This is a genomic window from Pseudomonas resinovorans NBRC 106553, assembly GCF_000412695.1.
In the GTDB taxonomy this organism is placed as follows: domain Bacteria; phylum Pseudomonadota; class Gammaproteobacteria; order Pseudomonadales; family Pseudomonadaceae; genus Metapseudomonas; species Metapseudomonas resinovorans_A.
The window spans coordinates 4,739,589-4,755,080 of record NC_021499.1 but is presented as its reverse complement, the minus strand read 5'-3'; the positions used below and the strand labels follow the sequence as shown (position 1 = coordinate 4,755,080).

At 67.3% G+C, this 15,492-nt stretch carries 12 protein-coding genes and 1 riboswitch; of the genes, 4 read left to right on the top strand and 8 right to left on the bottom strand.

Going from position 1 to position 15,492, the window contains the following annotated elements; translation table 11 throughout:
* Nucleotides 1-143: 143 nt before the first annotated feature.
* The 6 genes from uca to PCA10_RS21385 form a co-directional block, all read right to left on the bottom strand.
* A complete protein-coding gene (uca, locus tag PCA10_RS21410) occupies nucleotides 144-3,743 on the bottom strand; it encodes an urea carboxylase (RefSeq protein WP_016494174.1) in 3,600 nt (1,199 codons plus the stop codon).
* A 259-nt stretch (nucleotides 3,744-4,002) separates the two neighbouring features.
* The gene (locus PCA10_RS21405) at nucleotides 4,003-4,638 is read right to left on the bottom strand and encodes an urea amidolyase associated protein UAAP2 (RefSeq protein WP_016494173.1); all 636 of its coding nucleotides are present in this window, start codon (nucleotides 4,636-4,638) and stop codon (nucleotides 4,003-4,005) included.
* 11 nt (nucleotides 4,639-4,649) lie between these two features.
* Complete coding sequence (locus PCA10_RS21400; RefSeq protein ID WP_016494172.1) at nucleotides 4,650-5,378, bottom strand: urea amidolyase associated protein UAAP1; 729 nt, start codon at nucleotides 5,376-5,378, stop codon at nucleotides 4,650-4,652.
* Nucleotides 5,379-5,392: 14 nt separating this feature from the next.
* Nucleotides 5,393-6,214 carry an ABC transporter ATP-binding protein gene (locus tag PCA10_RS21395; RefSeq protein WP_016494171.1) on the bottom strand — a complete coding sequence of 274 codons (822 nt, stop codon included), beginning with the start codon at nucleotides 6,212-6,214 and terminating at the stop codon, nucleotides 5,393-5,395.
* Nucleotides 6,211-7,026, bottom strand: a complete 816-nt coding sequence (locus PCA10_RS21390; RefSeq protein ID WP_016494170.1) for an ABC transporter permease — start codon at nucleotides 7,024-7,026, stop codon at nucleotides 6,211-6,213. Before PCA10_RS21390 ends, PCA10_RS21395 begins: the two co-directional genes overlap by 4 nt.
* Before the next feature lie 103 nt (nucleotides 7,027-7,129).
* Complete coding sequence (locus PCA10_RS21385; RefSeq protein ID WP_016494169.1) at nucleotides 7,130-8,197, bottom strand: putative urea ABC transporter substrate-binding protein; 1,068 nt, start codon at nucleotides 8,195-8,197, stop codon at nucleotides 7,130-7,132.
* A gap of 64 nt (nucleotides 8,198-8,261) precedes the next feature.
* A riboswitch (guanidine-I (ykkC/yxkD leader) is annotated at nucleotides 8,262-8,361 on the bottom strand.
* Between the two features lie 307 nt (nucleotides 8,362-8,668).
* Here PCA10_RS21385 and PCA10_RS21380 point away from each other — a divergent pair.
* Entirely contained in the window at nucleotides 8,669-9,199 is a 531-nt protein-coding gene (locus tag PCA10_RS21380) for a hypothetical protein (protein ID WP_016494168.1), read from the top strand.
* Nucleotides 9,200-9,338: 139 nt separating this feature from the next.
* On the opposite strand, the gene PCA10_RS21375 is transcribed toward PCA10_RS21380, so the two are convergent.
* Complete coding sequence (locus PCA10_RS21375) at nucleotides 9,339-10,256, bottom strand: LysR family transcriptional regulator (protein ID WP_016494167.1); 918 nt, start codon at nucleotides 10,254-10,256, stop codon at nucleotides 9,339-9,341.
* A gap of 97 nt (nucleotides 10,257-10,353) precedes the next feature.
* On the opposite strand from PCA10_RS21375, the gene PCA10_RS21370 reads away from it, so the two are divergent.
* From PCA10_RS21370 to lapD, 3 genes are all read left to right on the top strand, one after another.
* Nucleotides 10,354-12,141, top strand: coding sequence for an alkyl/aryl-sulfatase (locus PCA10_RS21370; RefSeq protein WP_041770394.1), 1,788 nt, complete (start codon nucleotides 10,354-10,356; stop codon nucleotides 12,139-12,141).
* Nucleotides 12,142-12,385: 244 nt separating this feature from the next.
* Nucleotides 12,386-13,093 (top strand): cysteine protease LapG, encoded by a 708-nt coding sequence (lapG, locus tag PCA10_RS21365; RefSeq protein ID WP_081663990.1) that lies wholly within the window; start codon nucleotides 12,386-12,388, stop codon nucleotides 13,091-13,093.
* 8 nt (nucleotides 13,094-13,101) lie between these two features.
* Entirely contained in the window at nucleotides 13,102-15,051 is a 1,950-nt protein-coding gene (gene lapD / locus PCA10_RS21360) for a cyclic di-GMP receptor LapD (RefSeq protein ID WP_016494164.1), read from the top strand.
* Between the two features lie 69 nt (nucleotides 15,052-15,120).
* On the opposite strand, the gene PCA10_RS21355 is transcribed toward lapD, so the two are convergent.
* A complete protein-coding gene (locus tag PCA10_RS21355; RefSeq protein ID WP_016494163.1) occupies nucleotides 15,121-15,465 on the bottom strand; it encodes a hypothetical protein in 345 nt (114 codons plus the stop codon).
* Nucleotides 15,466-15,492: the final 27 nt, after the last annotated feature.

Genomic DNA, 15,492 nt, shown 5'->3' with positions numbered 1-15,492 from the left:
GGCGTTGGGCAATCAGTCGAGAACCTGTAGGGGCGAATTCATTCGCCAAGGGCAGCGCAGCTGCCCCTTGCAAGCAGTCAGGGCAGACCTGCGGCCTGCTTGGCGATTGAAATCGCCCCTACAAGCAGCAAGCCGCCCGGTGCTCAGGCCTCTTCCATCACCACTACCCGTTGCCCGGCGCGCACCGGCGAGCCGGGTTGCACCCGCACCTCGCGCACCACGCCGTCACGCGGGGCGGTGAGGGGGATTTCCATCTTCATGGATTCGAGGATCACCAGGATATCGCCGGCTTTCACGCTGGCACCTTCCTCCACCTGCACCTGCCAGAGATTGCCGGCGATATGGCTTTCCACCGCGTGCTGGCCCGCGCCCAGGGGGGCGTCTTCACCCAGGTCGGCAACGCCCTCGTCGCTCTCGAAGTGGGCCTGGCCGCTGGCGATCCAGCGCTCGCGCTCGGCGTTGAAGGCGGCCTGCTGCTGGGCACGGAAGGCGTCGATGCCCTCGGCTTCGCGGGCGAGGAAGTCCTGGTAGTCGGCCAGGCACAGTTCGCTGTCTTCGATGCGCAGTGGGTAGCGGCCCAGGGGGAAGTCGCGGCGGATCCGCGTGAGTTCGGAGGCGGAGACCGGGTAGAAGCGGATCTGGTCGAAGAAGCGCAGCAGCCAGGGTTTCCCGTCGAAGGCGGCCACCTCGCGGTAGCGGTTCCACATCTGCAGGGTGCGGCCGACGAACTGGTAGCCGCCGGGGCCTTCCATGCCGTACACGCACATGTAGGCGCCGCCGATGCCCACCGAGTTCTCGGCCGTCCAGGTGCGCGCCGGGTTGTACTTGGTGGTCACCAGGCGGTGGCGCGGGTCCAGCGGCGTGGCCACCGGCGCGCCAAGGTAGACGTCGCCCAGGCCCATCACCAGGTAGCTGGCGTCGAACACCGTGCGCTGCACTTCGTCGAGGTTGGGCAGGTCGTTGATGCGGCGGATGAACTCCAGGTTGCTCGGGCACCAGGGCGCGTCCTTGCGCACCGTGGTCATGTATTTCTCGATGGCCAGCTGGCAGGCCGGGTCGTCCCAGGACAGCGGCAGGTGGACGATGCGCGAGGGCACCCGGAGGTCGCCGGCGGCGCACACGCCGTCCCAGAGGCTGGCGACGATTTCCAACAGCGCCTCCAGCGCCAGGGTTTCCGGCTGGTAGTGGACCTGCAGCGAGCGGATGCCCGGGGTCAGGTCGATCACCCCGGCGAGCGCCCGTGCCTCCAGCGCCTGCATCAGCGCGTGGGCGCGGAAGCGCAGCACCAGGTCCAGCTCCGGCGCGCCGATCTCCAGCAGCAGGTGGGTGTCGCCGGAGAGGCGGGCGACCAGGCGTTTGTCGCCTTCGCCGAGGTCGAGTACCACGGGGCTCTGTAGCCCGGATGCAATCCGGGGAATCTCCGCCTCGTCGTCCCCGGATTGCATCCGGGCTACGCCCTGCGCCAGTTCGCGGGCGCGCGCGATGCTCACCGGCACGAAGCGCACCTTGTCGCCGGCCTTGAGCTGGCCGAGCTGCCAGAGGTCGGCTTCGATTATGGTCACCGGGCAGACGAAGCCACCCAGGCTGGGGCCGTCCGGGCCGAGGATCACCGGCATGTCGCCGGTGAAGTCCACCGCGCCTATGGCGTAGGGGTTGTCGTGGATGTTCGAGGGGTGCAGGCCGGCTTCGCCGCCACTCTCGCGCACCCACTCCGGCTTGGGACCGATCAGGCGCACGCCGGTGCGGCTGGAGTTGAAGTGCACTTCCCAGGCGGTGGCGAAGAAGGTCTCGATGTAGGCCGGGGTGAAGTACTCCGGGGCGCCGTGGGGGCCGTAGATCACCCGCAGGGTGCGTACCGCCGGCAGCTCGGTGCGCAGGTCCGGTTCCAGTGCCTGGCCTGCGCTGTGATCGCCCAGGGGAGCCAGGTGCAGTACGTCGCCGGCGCGCAGCGCGCGGCCGCCGTGGCCGCCGAACTGACCGAGGGTGAAGGTGCTCTTGCTGCCCAGGTACTCCGGCAGTTGCAGGCCGCCACGCAGGCACAGGTAGCTGCGCGCCCCGGCACCATTGATGGTGCCCAGGACCAGGGTGGCGCCGGCCGGCACGAAGAGCGCGGTGTCCATGGGCTGCGGCTGGCCGTCGAGGAGGAGCGGAATGGGCGCGCCGGTGACGGCTACCACGGCATCGGTGTTGAAGCGCAGGGTCGGGCCGCTCATGGTGATTTCCAACCCGGCATCGCCCTCGGCGTTGCCCAGCAGGCGGTTGCCCAGGCGCAGGGCGCGGCTGTCCATGGGGCCGGACGGCGGCACACCTACGGCCCAGTAGCCGAGGCGGCCGGGATAGTCCTGCACGGTGGTCTGGGTGCCGGCGCCCAGCACTTCGAAGGTGCTGGCGCGATAGGCCAGGCCTTCCAGGCAGCGGGTCCAGGGCGAGCCGCTGGCGAATGGCGCGTCATGGATGATCTGGCGCAGGTAGTCGCGGTTGCTTTCCACGCCATACAGCTGCGAATCGGCCAGCGCCTGGTCGAGGGCGGCACTGGCTTCAGTGCGGCTCGGCGCCCAGGCGATCAGCTTGGCGATCATCGGGTCGAAGTAGGGCGGGATCTCGCAGCCGGCTTCCACCCAGGTATCGATGCGCAGGTGCTTGCCATCGGCGGCGGGGAAGGCGACGGCGGTGAGCAGGCCGGGGCAGGGCTGGAAGTCGCGGCCCGGGTCTTCGGCGTAGAGCCGCGCCTGGATGGCGTGGCCGGAGGGTTGCAGGCCCGCCGCCAACTCGGCCAGGGGCGCCAGGGTGCCGGCAGCCAGTTCGATCATCCAGCGCACCAGGTCGACACCCCAGACCTGTTCGGTGACGCCGTGCTCCACCTGCAGGCGGGTGTTCACTTCGAGGAAGTAGAAGCGCTGCGCCTCGCTGTCGTAGACGAATTCCACGGTGCCGGCGCTGCGGTAGCCCACCGCGCAGGCCAGCTTGATGGCGGCGGCGCAAAGCTCCTCGGCCATGCCTTCCGGCAGGTTGGGCGCCGGGGTTTCTTCCAGCACCTTCTGGTTGCGCCGTTGCACCGAGCAGTCGCGCACACCCAGGGCGAGCACCTCGCCTTGGCCGTCGCCGAATACCTGTACCTCCAGGTGGCGGGCACGCTGGATGTACTTCTCGATGAACACGCCGGAGTCGCTGAAATTGTTCTGTCCCAGCCGCTTCACCGCCTCGAAGGCATCGCTGAGCTCAACCGCCGAGCGGCACACGCGCATGCCGATACCGCCCCCGCCGGCGGTGCTTTTCAGCATCACCGGGTAACCCACCTGCTCACCGGCGGCCAGGGCGGCTTCCAGGTTTTCCAGCAGGTCGGTGCCTTGGAGCATGGGCACGCCGTTGGCCTTGGCCAGGGCACGGGCGGTGTGCTTCAGGCCGAACACCCGCAGCTGCTCCGGCGTTGGGCCGACGAAGGCGATGCCGGCCGCTTCGCAGGCTTCGGCGAAGGCGGCGTTTTCGGAGAGGAAGCCGTAGCCGGGGTGGATGGCCTGGGCACCCGATTCGCGGGCCGCCGCGAGGATCTTCTCCACCACCAGGTAGGTGCTGGCGGCCGGGCCATCGCCCAGGCTGATGGCCTGGTCCGCCTGCTGCAGGTGCAGGCTGGCGGCGTCGGCCTCGGAATACACGGCCACGCCCTGCACATCGAGGGCGCGCAGGGTACGCAGGATGCGGCAGGCGATGGCGCCGCGGTTGGCGATCAGGAGCTTCTCGAACATGAGGACGTCCTCATGGGTGGCGGGCCGTCCCGCCGCTAGTCATCTGCACCACGGTCGTCCGTGGCTGGAGCGCATTTGCTCCCTCTCCCCCTGGGAGAGGTTTGTAGGATGGGTTGAGCGAAGCGATACCCATCAGTCCGGAGCGATGGGTTTCGCGGGCTCTGCGGAGCGCCGCCCGACCCATCCTACGGAGGGCTTTTGCGCAGGCACTGGCCCGAGCGGCTCTGGCAGAGCAGGAAGAGCCACTGCCGCAGGCGCTTCAGTCCCATACCAGCACCTGGGCCGGGGTGGGGTTGTAGGCGTTGCACGGGTTGTTCAGCTGCGGGCAGTTGGAGATCAGCACGATGATGTCCATGTGTGCCTTGAGCTCGACGTACTTGCCCGCCGCGGAGATGCCGTCCTCGAAGGTCAGGCCGCCTTCGGGGGTGACCGGCACGTTCATGAAGAAGTTGATGTTGGCGCTGATGTCGCGCTTGCTCAGGCGGCCGTCGTGCAGGCTGGCGCGCAGGAAGTTGTCGCGGCAGCTGTGCATGTAGCGCGTGTCCAGGGCGTAGCGCACGGTGTTGCTTTCCTGGGCGCAGGCGCCACCGAGGGTGTCGTGGCGGCCGCAGGTGTCGGCGGTGATGGTCAGCATGGGGTTGCCGAGGTTCGAGTAGAGCACGCTGCCGGCGCTGAGGTAGACGCGGTTCTGCCGACGCAGGGTGCGCTGCACGTCGTAGCGCTCGCGCGGGTTGCTGGCGCTGTAGAACAGGGTGTCCACCGCCTGGTTGCCTTCCAGGTCCAGCAGGCGCAGGGTCTGCCCGGCCTTCACCTCGGTCATGAAGGGTTCGCCAGCGGCGATCACCGCCCGGTAGACGGCGGCTTCGGAGTGCTTTTCGCTGTGGGTCAGGTTCATGGGAGCGGCCCTCAGATGTACAGGCGTTCGGTGTTGTGGAAGCCACGGCCATTTTCCGGGCGCGAGGTGCGGCAGAGCAGGGTGATGCCATCGCTCCGCACCTGCTGCCAGGTGAGCTGCACGGGCTTGGGCGCATAGGCGGGGTTGGGGTCCATCGGGTGCTGCAGGGCGGTGAGCACCACCAGGGTGTCCATGGGCGCGTAGAGCTCGATGTGGTCGCCGGCCCTGGAGTTGTCCGGCTGGAAGTGGAAGCAGCCGTCGCTGTCCACCGTGACCTTGCTGAACAGGTTCAGGCACATCAGCAGGTCGGCCAGGCCCAGGTCCCACTTGCCCATCTCCACCAGCAGGTTGTCCACGCCGTTGCGGAAGTAGCCGTTGCGCAGCTCCTGGTAGCGGCCGGCGCCGTACTTTTCCTTCACTTCATCGGCGTTGAGCACGCCGCCGAAGCTGTCGTGCCAGCCGCAGGTGTCCTTGGTGATGGCGGCCAGCACCCGGCCCATGTCGGAGTACAGGCAATGGCCGGCGGTGAGCTTGGCGGTGTGCTGGCACTTGAGGCTGTCGGGCAGGTTCAGGCGCTCGCTCTTCTCCATGGCATTGAGCAGCAACAGGCTGACGTTGGCGCCGCCTTCGATATCGGTGATGCGCAGCTGCTGGCCGCGCTTCAACACGAAGGAGGTGTGGCCGCCGCCGGGGACGGTTTCTTCGTAGAGGGTGGGGCCGAGGGCCAGGGAAGCGGTCATGGGCAGGCTCCTTGTCAGTGCGCGATGGCCGGTTGCAGGACGCTGGTGACGCGTTCCGGCAGGGCTGCGACGGCCGCGCGGGCGGCTCGACGGTCGCTGTTCAGGGGGATGTCGTAGGTGATGCGCGCGCCGAAGGCGTTGGGCGCGTGTGGGTCGTGGCGGACCTTGTCGAAGACCAGCAGGCGGGTGCCCAGGCTGAAGCCTTCGGCCAGGTCGTGGGTGACCATGAACACGGTCAGTCGGGTTTCGTGCCAGAGGCCCAGCAGCAGTTCGTGCATGTCCTTGCGGATGCCCGGGTCGAGGGCGCCGAAGGGCTCGTCCAGCAGCAGCACCCGGGGCTTCATGATCAGTGCCTGGGCGATGGCCAGGCGTTGCTGCATGCCGCCGGAGAGCTGGCTGGGGTACTTGGCCAGGGCATGGCCGAGGCCGACCTTGGCGAGGATCGCGGCCGCTTCTTCGCGGGCCTGGCGCCTGGCGGCACCGAACAGTCGGCCGAGCAGGGGCGCGCGGGGCAGTTCCAGGCCCAGGGCGACGTTGTCCAACACCGACAGATGGGGGAACACCGAATAACGCTGGAATACCACGCCACGGCTGGCGTCGGGCTCGGCGGTCAGCGGCTGGCCGTCCAGCAGCAACTGGCCGCGGCTGGGGGATTCCTGGCCCAGCAGCATGCGCAGGAAGGTGGACTTGCCGCAGCCGGAAGCGCCTACCAGGGTGCAGAACTCGCCCTCGTTGACCGACAGGTTGAGGTTCTCCAGGACGATCTGGTCGCCGTATTCCTGCCAGAGGTTCTTCGCCTCGATGAAGGCGCCGGCGGTGCTGTTGGTCGGGTTCATGCCTTGGCTCCTTCGTACCAGGGGAAGGCCAGGCGGGTGAGCTGGCGCAGGCCCAGGTCCATCAGCCAGGCCAGCAGGGTTATCCACACCACGTAGGGCAGGATCACATCCATGGCCAGGTAGCGGCGGACCAGGAAGATGCGGTAGCCCAGGCCGTCGGTGGAGGCGATGGCTTCGGCGGCGATGAGGAACAGCCAGGCCGAGCCCAGCACCAGGCGCAGGGAAATCAGCAGGCGCGGCATCAGCTGCGGCAACACCACCCGCAGGATCAGGGTCCAGGTGTTGGCGCCGAGGGTCTGCGCCTTGATCAGCAACTCACGGGGGATTTCCCGGGCGCGCTGTTCCAGGTCTCGGGCGATGCAGGGGGCGATGCCGATGACGATGAGCATGACCTTGGACAGTTCGCCCAGGCCGAAGACGATGAACAGCACCGGCAATATCGCCAACGGCGGGATCATCGACAGCACCGTGAGCAGGGGCGACAGTGGCGCGCCGAACAGCGGCAGGGTGCCGGCGGCGATGCCCAGCGCGAGGCCCAGCAGGGCGGCGATGGACAGGCCCAGGCCCAGGCGTTTCAGGCTCGAGGCGGTGTCCTGCCAGAACAGGTAGTCGCCACTGCGCTTGTCCTCGGTAAAGGCCAGGCGCTCCACGGCATCCATCATCTGTGCGGCGCTGGGCAGCAGCTTGTCGTTGGGGTTCTCAGTCAGCCTGGCCGCCGAGCCGGTGAAGTAGGCCAGCAGCAGCAGGGCGAAGGGCAGCAGGATCAGGATCAGGCGGCCGGCGCGGTCCGGTTGGCGGTTGATCAGGCGCATGGCGGGTACTCGGTTCGGAGGGGCGGGTAGGTTGGTGCTGAGGAACGAAGCCCAACATTGGGGGTGTTGGGCTTCGCTGCGCTCAGCGCCAACCTACGGTCGGTCAGAGCTTGCCGTCGGCGGCCAGCTGCACGTAGGTCGGGTCGAAGCGCAGCTTCACGTTGCCCTTGTCGCCGGTGACCACGTCCTTGGCGAAGCTCATGCCCACGGCACTGGCGTCCTTGGCGCCTTCACCCAGCAGTCCGTGGCGGAAGGAGAAGTTCGCCACCTTGTCCATGGTCGCCGGCAGTTTCGGGCTGGTGACGAACGACAGGGCGTCGGCCGGGGATTGGAACAGGCGGGTGGCGGCCAGTTGCGCCTGGTAGCCGGCGAGGTCCGTGCCCGAGGCCTTGGCCATGTGTTCCAGGGCGGCGGCGCTCTCGGCGTTGCCGGCGTGCATCAGCGCGACGATCTCGAACCAGGCGCCGGTCAACGCCTTGCCCAGGGCGGGGTTGTCTTCGAGGGTCCTGGTGTTGACCACCATCATGTCCATGATCTCGCCGGGCACCTTGCTGGAATCGAACACCAGGCTGGTGCCGGGTTTGGCCTTGATCTCGGCGAGCATGGGGTTCCAGGTGGTCACGGCCTGGACTTCGGCGGTGTTGAAGGCGGCGGCGATGTCGGCGTCGGAGGTGTTGACCACCTGCACGTCCTTCTCGGAGAGGTCGGCGCGTTCCAGGGCCCGGGCCAGCAGGTAGTGGGAGACGGACAGCTCCACCAGGTTGATGGGCATGTCCTTGAGGTCGGCCAGGGTCTTGCCTTCGCCCTTGACCACCACGCCGTCATTGCCGTTGGAGAAGTCGCCGATGATCAGTGCGGTGCTGTCCACGCCGCCGGCGGCGGGGATCGTCAGGGCGTCCATGTTGGTCATGGTGCAGCCGTCGAACTGGCCGGCGGTGTACTGGTTGATGGATTCGACGTAGTCGTTGAGCTGGGTGACCTTGATCTCGATGCCGTACTTCTTCGCCCACTTGTCGACGATGCCCTTGGCGGCGCCGTACTCCCAGGGCATCCAGCCGGCATAGATGGTCCAGCAGACATCGAAGCTGTTCTTCTGGGCGGCGGAGGTGTTGAAGCTGAGGACGGCGGCGAGGCCGGCGGCGGCGAGGGCGAACAAACGGGGCTTGCGCATGGAGAACCTCCAGTTCGGTTGATGGCGGGCGGAGCTGCGCGGCACTTCCCAATCAAGGGGCGCGTTCTCCCGGGCTTTTGTCCCGCCGTGTAACCTCGCTGGAGGTCGCCAGCTCTCGGACCAGTCGTTCGCTTGCGCGAACCGGAACCCTAGCCAGCCATTGCAAATTGTGGTGCCGCGAACCCGGTGGTCCGGGTAGCTCCTGCACGGCATAGCCAAAGCGAAGGTCGTGCCAAGATGGCGCGATGGCTCTGCGGCAAGGCTTTCAGCGATCAGGATGAGTGGGAGAAGGGCGGCCGGTGCTCGCTGATGGGGCGCGCGGCGTCAACTTGGTGCGCGGCAACAACTGGTAAAGGATTTTTCCGACAGGCGCTGAGCGCTGTTCTGTAGGAGGCGTTGTCCAACGCAGTGGGAGCAATCCCAGTCGCCGACATCTGTCTGCGCCGTCCCTAGCGGTCGAAGGAGGCCGCCATGTCCTACCAATCATTCATCCTTGCAGTGCTGAGCCTCGCCCTGGGCGGCTGTGCCGTCTACGACTACGACTACGACAACGACTACTACGGCCGCCGCTACTACGGCGGTGACGACTACCGGGTGCACCGCTACTACGACGAACCGAGGACACGGGTCTACTACGTGGACCAGCGCCGCGTCGACCATCGGTATGCCGACCAACGCTACGACGACCGCAACTACCAGCGCCGTTACCACGATGACCGCAGGGACTACGACAAAAAGCGCTACGACAAGCGTTATCACGACGACAACCGCAAGTTCCGCAACGATCGGCGCTACAACCAGCCACGCCACGACAACTTCCAGGAACGCCGCTTCGACTACACCCCGCGCCTGCAGAACTGGAGCCAGAACCAGTCCCAGCCCGGTTATCGCCAACCCAGCCATCGCCAGCAATATCGGGTGCAGCCGGGCTATGAAGCGCGCCCGCACAACAACCCGCGCTACAACAACCGCAGCGACTGGTCGCAGCAGAATCGCCGCTGAAGGCGCGTTGATCAGCCGGTCAGGCAGCGCGCTCCCGTAGGATGGGTTGAGCGGAGCGATACCCATCACACCGGCCGATGGGTATCGCAGGCTCGCGGAACGCCGCCCGACCCATCCTACGATCGCGTTTTCAGCCGGGCTACGATCTGAGGGCCACATCGTCGGCAAACCGCTCATCCTCTTCCAGCAACAACTCCCTCACCACCCGCGCCGCAGGCGACAGGCTGCGCGCGGCGTGGCTGACCACGCCATAGGCCGATGACGTCTCGCCGCCCTGGGGAATCTCCAGGACCGCCAGTCTGCCGGTGCGCACGTCCTCGGCCACCACATCCCAGGGCGCCATGCTGATCACGTCGCTCTCGGCCACAAGGGCCTTGAGCACCATGAAGTTGTCGCATTCGATACCCAGCGGATTGCGGTTGCCACTCAGCGTGCCGACCGCCTGGGCCACCTCCACGGGCAGCTGGGTGCCGGCCAGGGCGTAACCGGCGAGGTCGCTCAGAAGGACCCGACGGCGGGCGAGCAGTGGGTGGCCCGGGCGGCAGAAGAGGGTGCCGGGGTGGCGGCGCAGGGGCGTGATATCCAGCAGCGGGTCGTCCGCGAGTTCGCGGATATCGGCGACGAACAGTTCGATGGCGTCGTCCAGCAGGCGCTGGTGCAGGCTGTGCCAGTTCTCCAGGCTGAGCTGTACGCGCACCCCCGGGTGGCGGCTGGCGAAGCGGCCGAGGGCGCGGGGCACCAGGCGCGCGGCGGGGTAGGGGCCGGCACCCAGGCGCAGTTCGCCGCTGTCGAGGTTGTCCAGCTGGGTCACCGCACTGCGCAGGGCGCGGTTGCCGTCCAGCAGGCGCCGGGCGTGTTCCAGTACCAGCCGGCCATGGGCGGTCAGGCTGATCTGGCGCGGGCCTCGGTCCAGCAGGCTGCAGCCCAGGCTGGCCTCCAGGGCCTGGATGCTGCGGCTCAGCGCCGGCTGGCTGAGGTTGACCGCTTCCGCCGCGCGGGCGAAGTGGCCGTGCTCGGCGAGGGCGACGAAGTGGCGGAGCTGGCGAAGATCGTTCATGCGTTACCTGCATCAAGATTGGCAGAGGAATGCATTGGAATTATTAACAGGTCCCTGCCAGCCTGTCCCGATCAATAACAACGATACCGAGCCCAACATGCGCATCAGCACCCGTTTCAGCGGCCTGCTCCTGGCCGCCGCACTGCCCCTCGGCGCCGACGCGGCGCTGCCGGACGAGACCATCGAGCCGAGCATCAACGCCGAGCTGGCCGAGCACACCAGGCACTTCAGCGAGAAGGTCTACAAGATCGCCGACAACGTCTATTCGGCGGTGGGCTGGAACCTGGCCAACAGCGTGATGATCGAGGCGCCGGAAGGGCTGATCATCGTCGACACCGGCGAGTCCGCCGAGCAGTCGCGCAAGGTGCTGACGGAGTTCCGCAAGATCAGCGACAAGCCGATCAAGGCCATCGTCTACACCCACTTCCACCCCGACCATATCAACGGCGTGAAGGGCTTCGTCAGCGAAGAGCAGGTGAAGTCCGGCGAGGTGCAGATCTACGCCCAGGAAACCCTGCTGGACAACGTGGTGACCCAGGGCGCGCTGGTGGGCCCGATCCTCGGCATGCGCTCGGGCTACAGCTTCGGCGTGGCTCTGCCGGATGCCGACAAGAAGGACATGAACGCCGGCCTCGGCCCGCTGGCCCATGAGGGCAAGTCCACCTTCATCGCCCCGACCATCACCTTCAAGGACAAGCTCGACACCACCATCGCCGGCCTGCCGATACAGTTCCTCCATGTGCCCAGCGAGGCACCGGACGAGATCGTCCTCTACCTGCCGGACAACCGCGTGCTGATCAGCGCCGAGGTGACCCAGGGGCCGACCCTGCCGAACATCCACACCCTGCGCGGCACCAAGTTCCGCGACCCGGTGGTGTGGGTGGCGAGCCTCGACAAGCTGCGCGCCTTCCAGGCCGACTACATGGTGCCGCTGCACGGCCAGCCGGTATCCGGCAAGGACAAGGTGGAAGAGGTGCTGCGCATGACCCGCGACGCCATCGCCTACGTCCACGACCAGACCGTGCGCTGGATGAACAAGGGCCTGACCCCCGACGAGCTGGTGGAGAAGGTCCAGCTGCCGCCCCACCTGGCCGGCTACACCCCCTACCTGCGGGAGTACTACGGCACCGTGAAGCACAGCGTGCGGCAGATCTACCAGGGCTACCTGGGCTGGTTCCAGGGTGACCCGGTGGATCTCGACCCGACCCCGCCGGTGGAGAAGGCCACGCGCCTGGTGGAGATGATGGGCGGGCGCGAGAAGGTGCTGCTGGCCGCCGGCAACGCCTACCTCAAGGGCGACTACCAGTGGGCCGCGGAGCTCGCCGGCTACGCCATCCGCATCGACCACGACGACAAGCTTGCCCGCGAGATCAAGGCCCGCAGCTTCCGCCGCCTGGGCTACGCCAGCATGAACATCAACTGGCGCAACTGGTACCTGATGAGCGCCATGGAGCTGGAAGGCAAGCTGAACGGCGACGCCGCGCTGCAACTGTCCCAGGCTGTGCGCAATGCCTTCCTCTCGCCGGAGATGCTGAAGAACCTGCCGGCGCGTATCTTCCTGCAGAACTGGGTGACCCGCCTCGACCCGGAAAAGAGCGCCGACGTGAACCTCACCCTGGGCTTCGTCTTCCCCGACATCAACGAGGAGTGGGCGCTGGAGGTTCGCCGTGGAGTAGCCGAGCTGCACAAGGGCATCCCCGAGGGCACCACGCTCAAGCTGACCTTCGACAAGACCTACCTCGACACCGTGATCAGCGGCGAGAACGGCCTGCTGAAGGGTGCGCTGCTGGGGGATGTGAAAGTGGACGGCAACCTGCTGGACATCAAGACCTTCCTCGGCTGCTTCGACTTCGACGAAACCCCCATCGCCCTGACCCTGCGCTGAGGGTCGGCCGAGGCGACGACATAGACTCGTAGGTTGGGCTGAGCGCAGCGAAGCCCAACGCTCCCGGTCCGCCACCGCCCTGTTGGCTTCGCTCCGCTCTGCGCCAACCTACAAGCCCCCTGTGCGCGCGGCACCACCTCGGCCGCATGGATGGCGGCAGATTGCCATTGTTTTTTCCAGGGCCAGCCCGCACCATTCGCGCCGTGTTTCATGGGGCCTGACGGCCTCCGATACGGGATGGTGGATGTTCCGAGGTAGCGTTCAGGCCTGGCGTGCATGTCGGGGGCGGCGGGTGCTGGCCCTGGCGGCGCCATTGCTGTTGGCGCTGCTGGCCGGCGTGCTGCAGGCGGACTGGGATTTCGCCCTGATCAGCCGCCGCGCCGAAACCCTCTACGGTCCCCTCGGCGCCGGCAGGCCGCGCATCGACGATTGGCAGGCGATGCTGGGCCGCCTGGCCGGCGTCGACGAGAAGCGCCAGTTGGAAGAAGTGAACCGCTTCTTCAACGCCAAGCTGCGCCTCACCGATGACGAGCGTCTCTGGCGGCAGGTGGACTACTGGGCCACCCCGGTGGAAGCCTTGTTGCGCGGTGCCGGCGACTGCGAGGACTTCGCCATCGCCAAGTACTTCAGCCTGCGCCAGCTCGGGGTGCCCAGCGAGAAACTGCGCATCACCTACGTCAAGGCGCTGCGGCTGAACCAGGCGCACATGGTGCTGACCTACTACCCGTCGCCCGACGCCATGCCGCTGGTGCTGGACAACCTGGTGGGGATCATCCGCCCCGCCGACCAACGTACCGACCTGCTGCCGGTCTACGCCTTCAACGCCGAGGGCCTGTGGCTGGCCGGCAGGGGCGGCGGCAAACAGGTGGGCGATGCCAAGCGGCTGTCGCGCTGGCAGGAACTGCTCAAGAAGATGAAGGCCGAGGGCTTCCCGGTGGAGCCGGCCCGATAGGAGTCGAGATGTCACTGTTCAAACAGTTGTTGATCGCCATCTGCCTGTTCCTGGTGGTCGCCTTCAGCGGCAGCTTCATGGTGGGGCTGGAAAGCTCGCGGGAGCAGTACGTCAACCAGTTGCGCTCCCACGCCCAGGACGCGGCAACGGCTCTGGGGCTGTCGCTGACCCCGCATATCGACGACCCGGCGATGATCGAGCTGATGGTCAGCTCGATCTTCGACAGCGGCTACTTCGAGCGCATCCGGGTGATCGACCTGGACAGCGGCAAGGTGCTGGTGGAACGCACCGGCGTGCCCGATGCGCTGGGGGCACAGGTGCCGCAGTGGTTCGTCGACCTGATCGACCTGCACTCCGAGGGTGGTGACGCCATCGTCAGCCGCGGCTGGCAGCAGGCCGCGCGGGTGGAGGTGCAGAGCCACCCGTTGTTCGCCCTGGCCCGACTCTGGCAGAGCGCCCTGGGCAGCCTGGGTTGGTTGCTGGTCTGCGGCCTGGTCAGTGCCGGACTCGGTGCCTTCCTGCTGCGACGTCAGTTGCGGCCCCTGGACTATATGGTGGAGCAGTCCCACGCCATCGCCCGGCGTGAATTCCTCAGCCTGCCGGAACTGCCGCGCACCCCGGAGCTGCGCCGTGTGGTACAGGCGATGAACCAGATGGTGGAGAAGCTCAAGGCGCTGTTCCAGGAGCAGGCCGAACGCAGCGAACGCCTGCGCGACGAGGCCTACAAGGACAACCTGACCGGCCTCGCCAACCGCCGATACTTCGAGGCGCAGTTGCAGGCGCGGCTCAGCGCCGACGACCAGTCCAGCTCCGGCCAACTGATGCTGCTACGTGTGCACGACTTGGCGGGATTGAACCAGCGCCTGGGCGGCCAGCGCACCGACCAGCTGCTGCTGGCGGTGGCCGAGCTGTTGCGGCAGTTCTCGGCCGGGCGCGGCGCCGGCCAGTTGGTGGCGCGCAGCCGTGGCGGCGATTTCGCCCTGATGCTGCCCGGCCTGGTGGCCGAGGAAGCCGAGCAACTCGCCGTGCAGCTGGAAGCCGGACTGGCCAATCTGGTGGCCACTGGCGCGGCGGACAGCCTGCCGGTGGCGCACATGGGGCTGGCGCATTTCAGTCCCGGCGACGACATGGCGGACTTGCTGCGTCTGGCCGACGAGGCCCTGGCCAAGGCGGAAAGTCAGGGCGACCGGGCCTGGGCGACCCTGGCCGGAGGTGCCGTGCCCAACGTGGGCGAGGAGCGCCATGCCTGGCACCAGTTGCTCGACCAGGCGCTGCGCCAGCGCCAGTTCCAGCTCTATTTCCAGCCGGTGGTGGACAGCCACCAGCGCGACCAGGTGCTGCACTACAAGGTGTTGTCGCGCTTGCGCGACGAGCGGGGCGAGAACATTCCCGCCGGGCGCTTCCTGCCCTGGCTGCAGCGTTTCGGCTGGGCGGCGCGCCTCGACCTGCTGATGCTGGAGCTGGTGTTGGAGCAGATGGGCGGCCACGGCCAGAGCCTGGCGTTGAACCTTTCCGGCGCCCTGTTGCGCGAACCCCAGGCGCTGGAAAAAGCCTTCGAGCTGCTGCGCCGCTATCCCCAACTCGGCCCGCGCCTGGTGCTGGAACTGGAGGAAGACCAGTTGCCGGAACAGGCCATGCTGGAACAGCTCACCCGCCGACTACGGGAGCTGGGCTTCGCCCTCAGCCTGCAGCACTTCGGTGGCCGCTTCAGCATGATCGGCAACCTGGCGCGCCTGGGCCTGGCCTATCTCAAGGTGGATGGCAGCTATATCCGCGCCATCGATCAGGAAGGCGACAAGCGCCTGTTCATCGAGGCCATGCAGCGCGCGGCCCACAGCATCGATCTGCCACTGATCGCCGAACGGGTGGAAACCGAAGGCGAATGGCAGGTGCTGCGGGACATGGGCTTCCGTGGCGTGCAGGGCCAGCTGTTCGGGGCGCCGGCGCCCTGGCGATGAGCCCGGGCGCTGGGGCAGGGGAATCGCCGGGCTGTTCGATACAGCGCGGCGCTTGAGCGGAGGCCGGACTCAGATCAGGCCGGCCTGATCCTCTTCCTCGACAATCAACCGCGAGATACCGCCCAGGGCCTCCCGTGCCTGGTTCCGGCTGAGCAGCTTGGACTGCGCCGCCGGTGGCAGGTCGGTGATGCGGATCACGCCCTTGATCATCAGTACGGAAATCAGGTCGTCGAGTACCCGGATCATGTCCAGGTCGCTCTGCTTGAGTTGCAGCAGGCTGCTCTGCATCGCCAGGTTGGCGTACCAGGCCTGGATCTCCTGGTCGTCGGCGGGCAGGGCGCCGGTCATTTCATCGAACTCGGCCGCTTCGACGCGAGTGAGCTTTCCTTGTTCGTCGCGCTGGATATAGAGCATTGCGGATCTCCGGGGGAGGGCTTGCGC

What these genes read in the sequence shown, in the direction of transcription:
- uca (WP_016494174.1), bottom strand. Translation starts at nt 3,743, where the DNA reads ATGTTCGAGAAGCTCCTGATCGCCAACCGCGGCGCCATCGCCTGCCGC.
- lapG (WP_081663990.1), top strand. Translation starts at nt 12,386, where the DNA reads ATGTTCCGAGGTAGCGTTCAGGCCTGGCGTGCATGTCGGGGGCGGCGG.
- PCA10_RS21375 (WP_016494167.1), bottom strand. Translation starts at nt 10,256, where the DNA reads ATGAACGATCTTCGCCAGCTCCGCCACTTCGTCGCCCTCGCCGAGCAC.
- lapD (WP_016494164.1), top strand. Translation starts at nt 13,102, where the DNA reads ATGTCACTGTTCAAACAGTTGTTGATCGCCATCTGCCTGTTCCTGGTG.
- PCA10_RS21395 (WP_016494171.1), bottom strand. Translation starts at nt 6,214, where the DNA reads ATGAACCCGACCAACAGCACCGCCGGCGCCTTCATCGAGGCGAAGAAC.
- PCA10_RS21385 (WP_016494169.1), bottom strand. Translation starts at nt 8,197, where the DNA reads ATGCGCAAGCCCCGTTTGTTCGCCCTCGCCGCCGCCGGCCTCGCCGCC.
- PCA10_RS21355 (WP_016494163.1), bottom strand. Translation starts at nt 15,465, where the DNA reads ATGCTCTATATCCAGCGCGACGAACAAGGAAAGCTCACTCGCGTCGAA.
- PCA10_RS21390 (WP_016494170.1), bottom strand. Translation starts at nt 7,026, where the DNA reads ATGCGCCTGATCAACCGCCAACCGGACCGCGCCGGCCGCCTGATCCTG.
- PCA10_RS21370 (WP_041770394.1), top strand. Translation starts at nt 10,354, where the DNA reads ATGCGCATCAGCACCCGTTTCAGCGGCCTGCTCCTGGCCGCCGCACTG.
- PCA10_RS21405 (WP_016494173.1), bottom strand. Translation starts at nt 4,638, where the DNA reads ATGAACCTGACCCACAGCGAAAAGCACTCCGAAGCCGCCGTCTACCGG.
- PCA10_RS21380 (WP_016494168.1), top strand. Translation starts at nt 8,669, where the DNA reads ATGTCCTACCAATCATTCATCCTTGCAGTGCTGAGCCTCGCCCTGGGC.
- PCA10_RS21400 (WP_016494172.1), bottom strand. Translation starts at nt 5,378, where the DNA reads ATGACCGCTTCCCTGGCCCTCGGCCCCACCCTCTACGAAGAAACCGTC.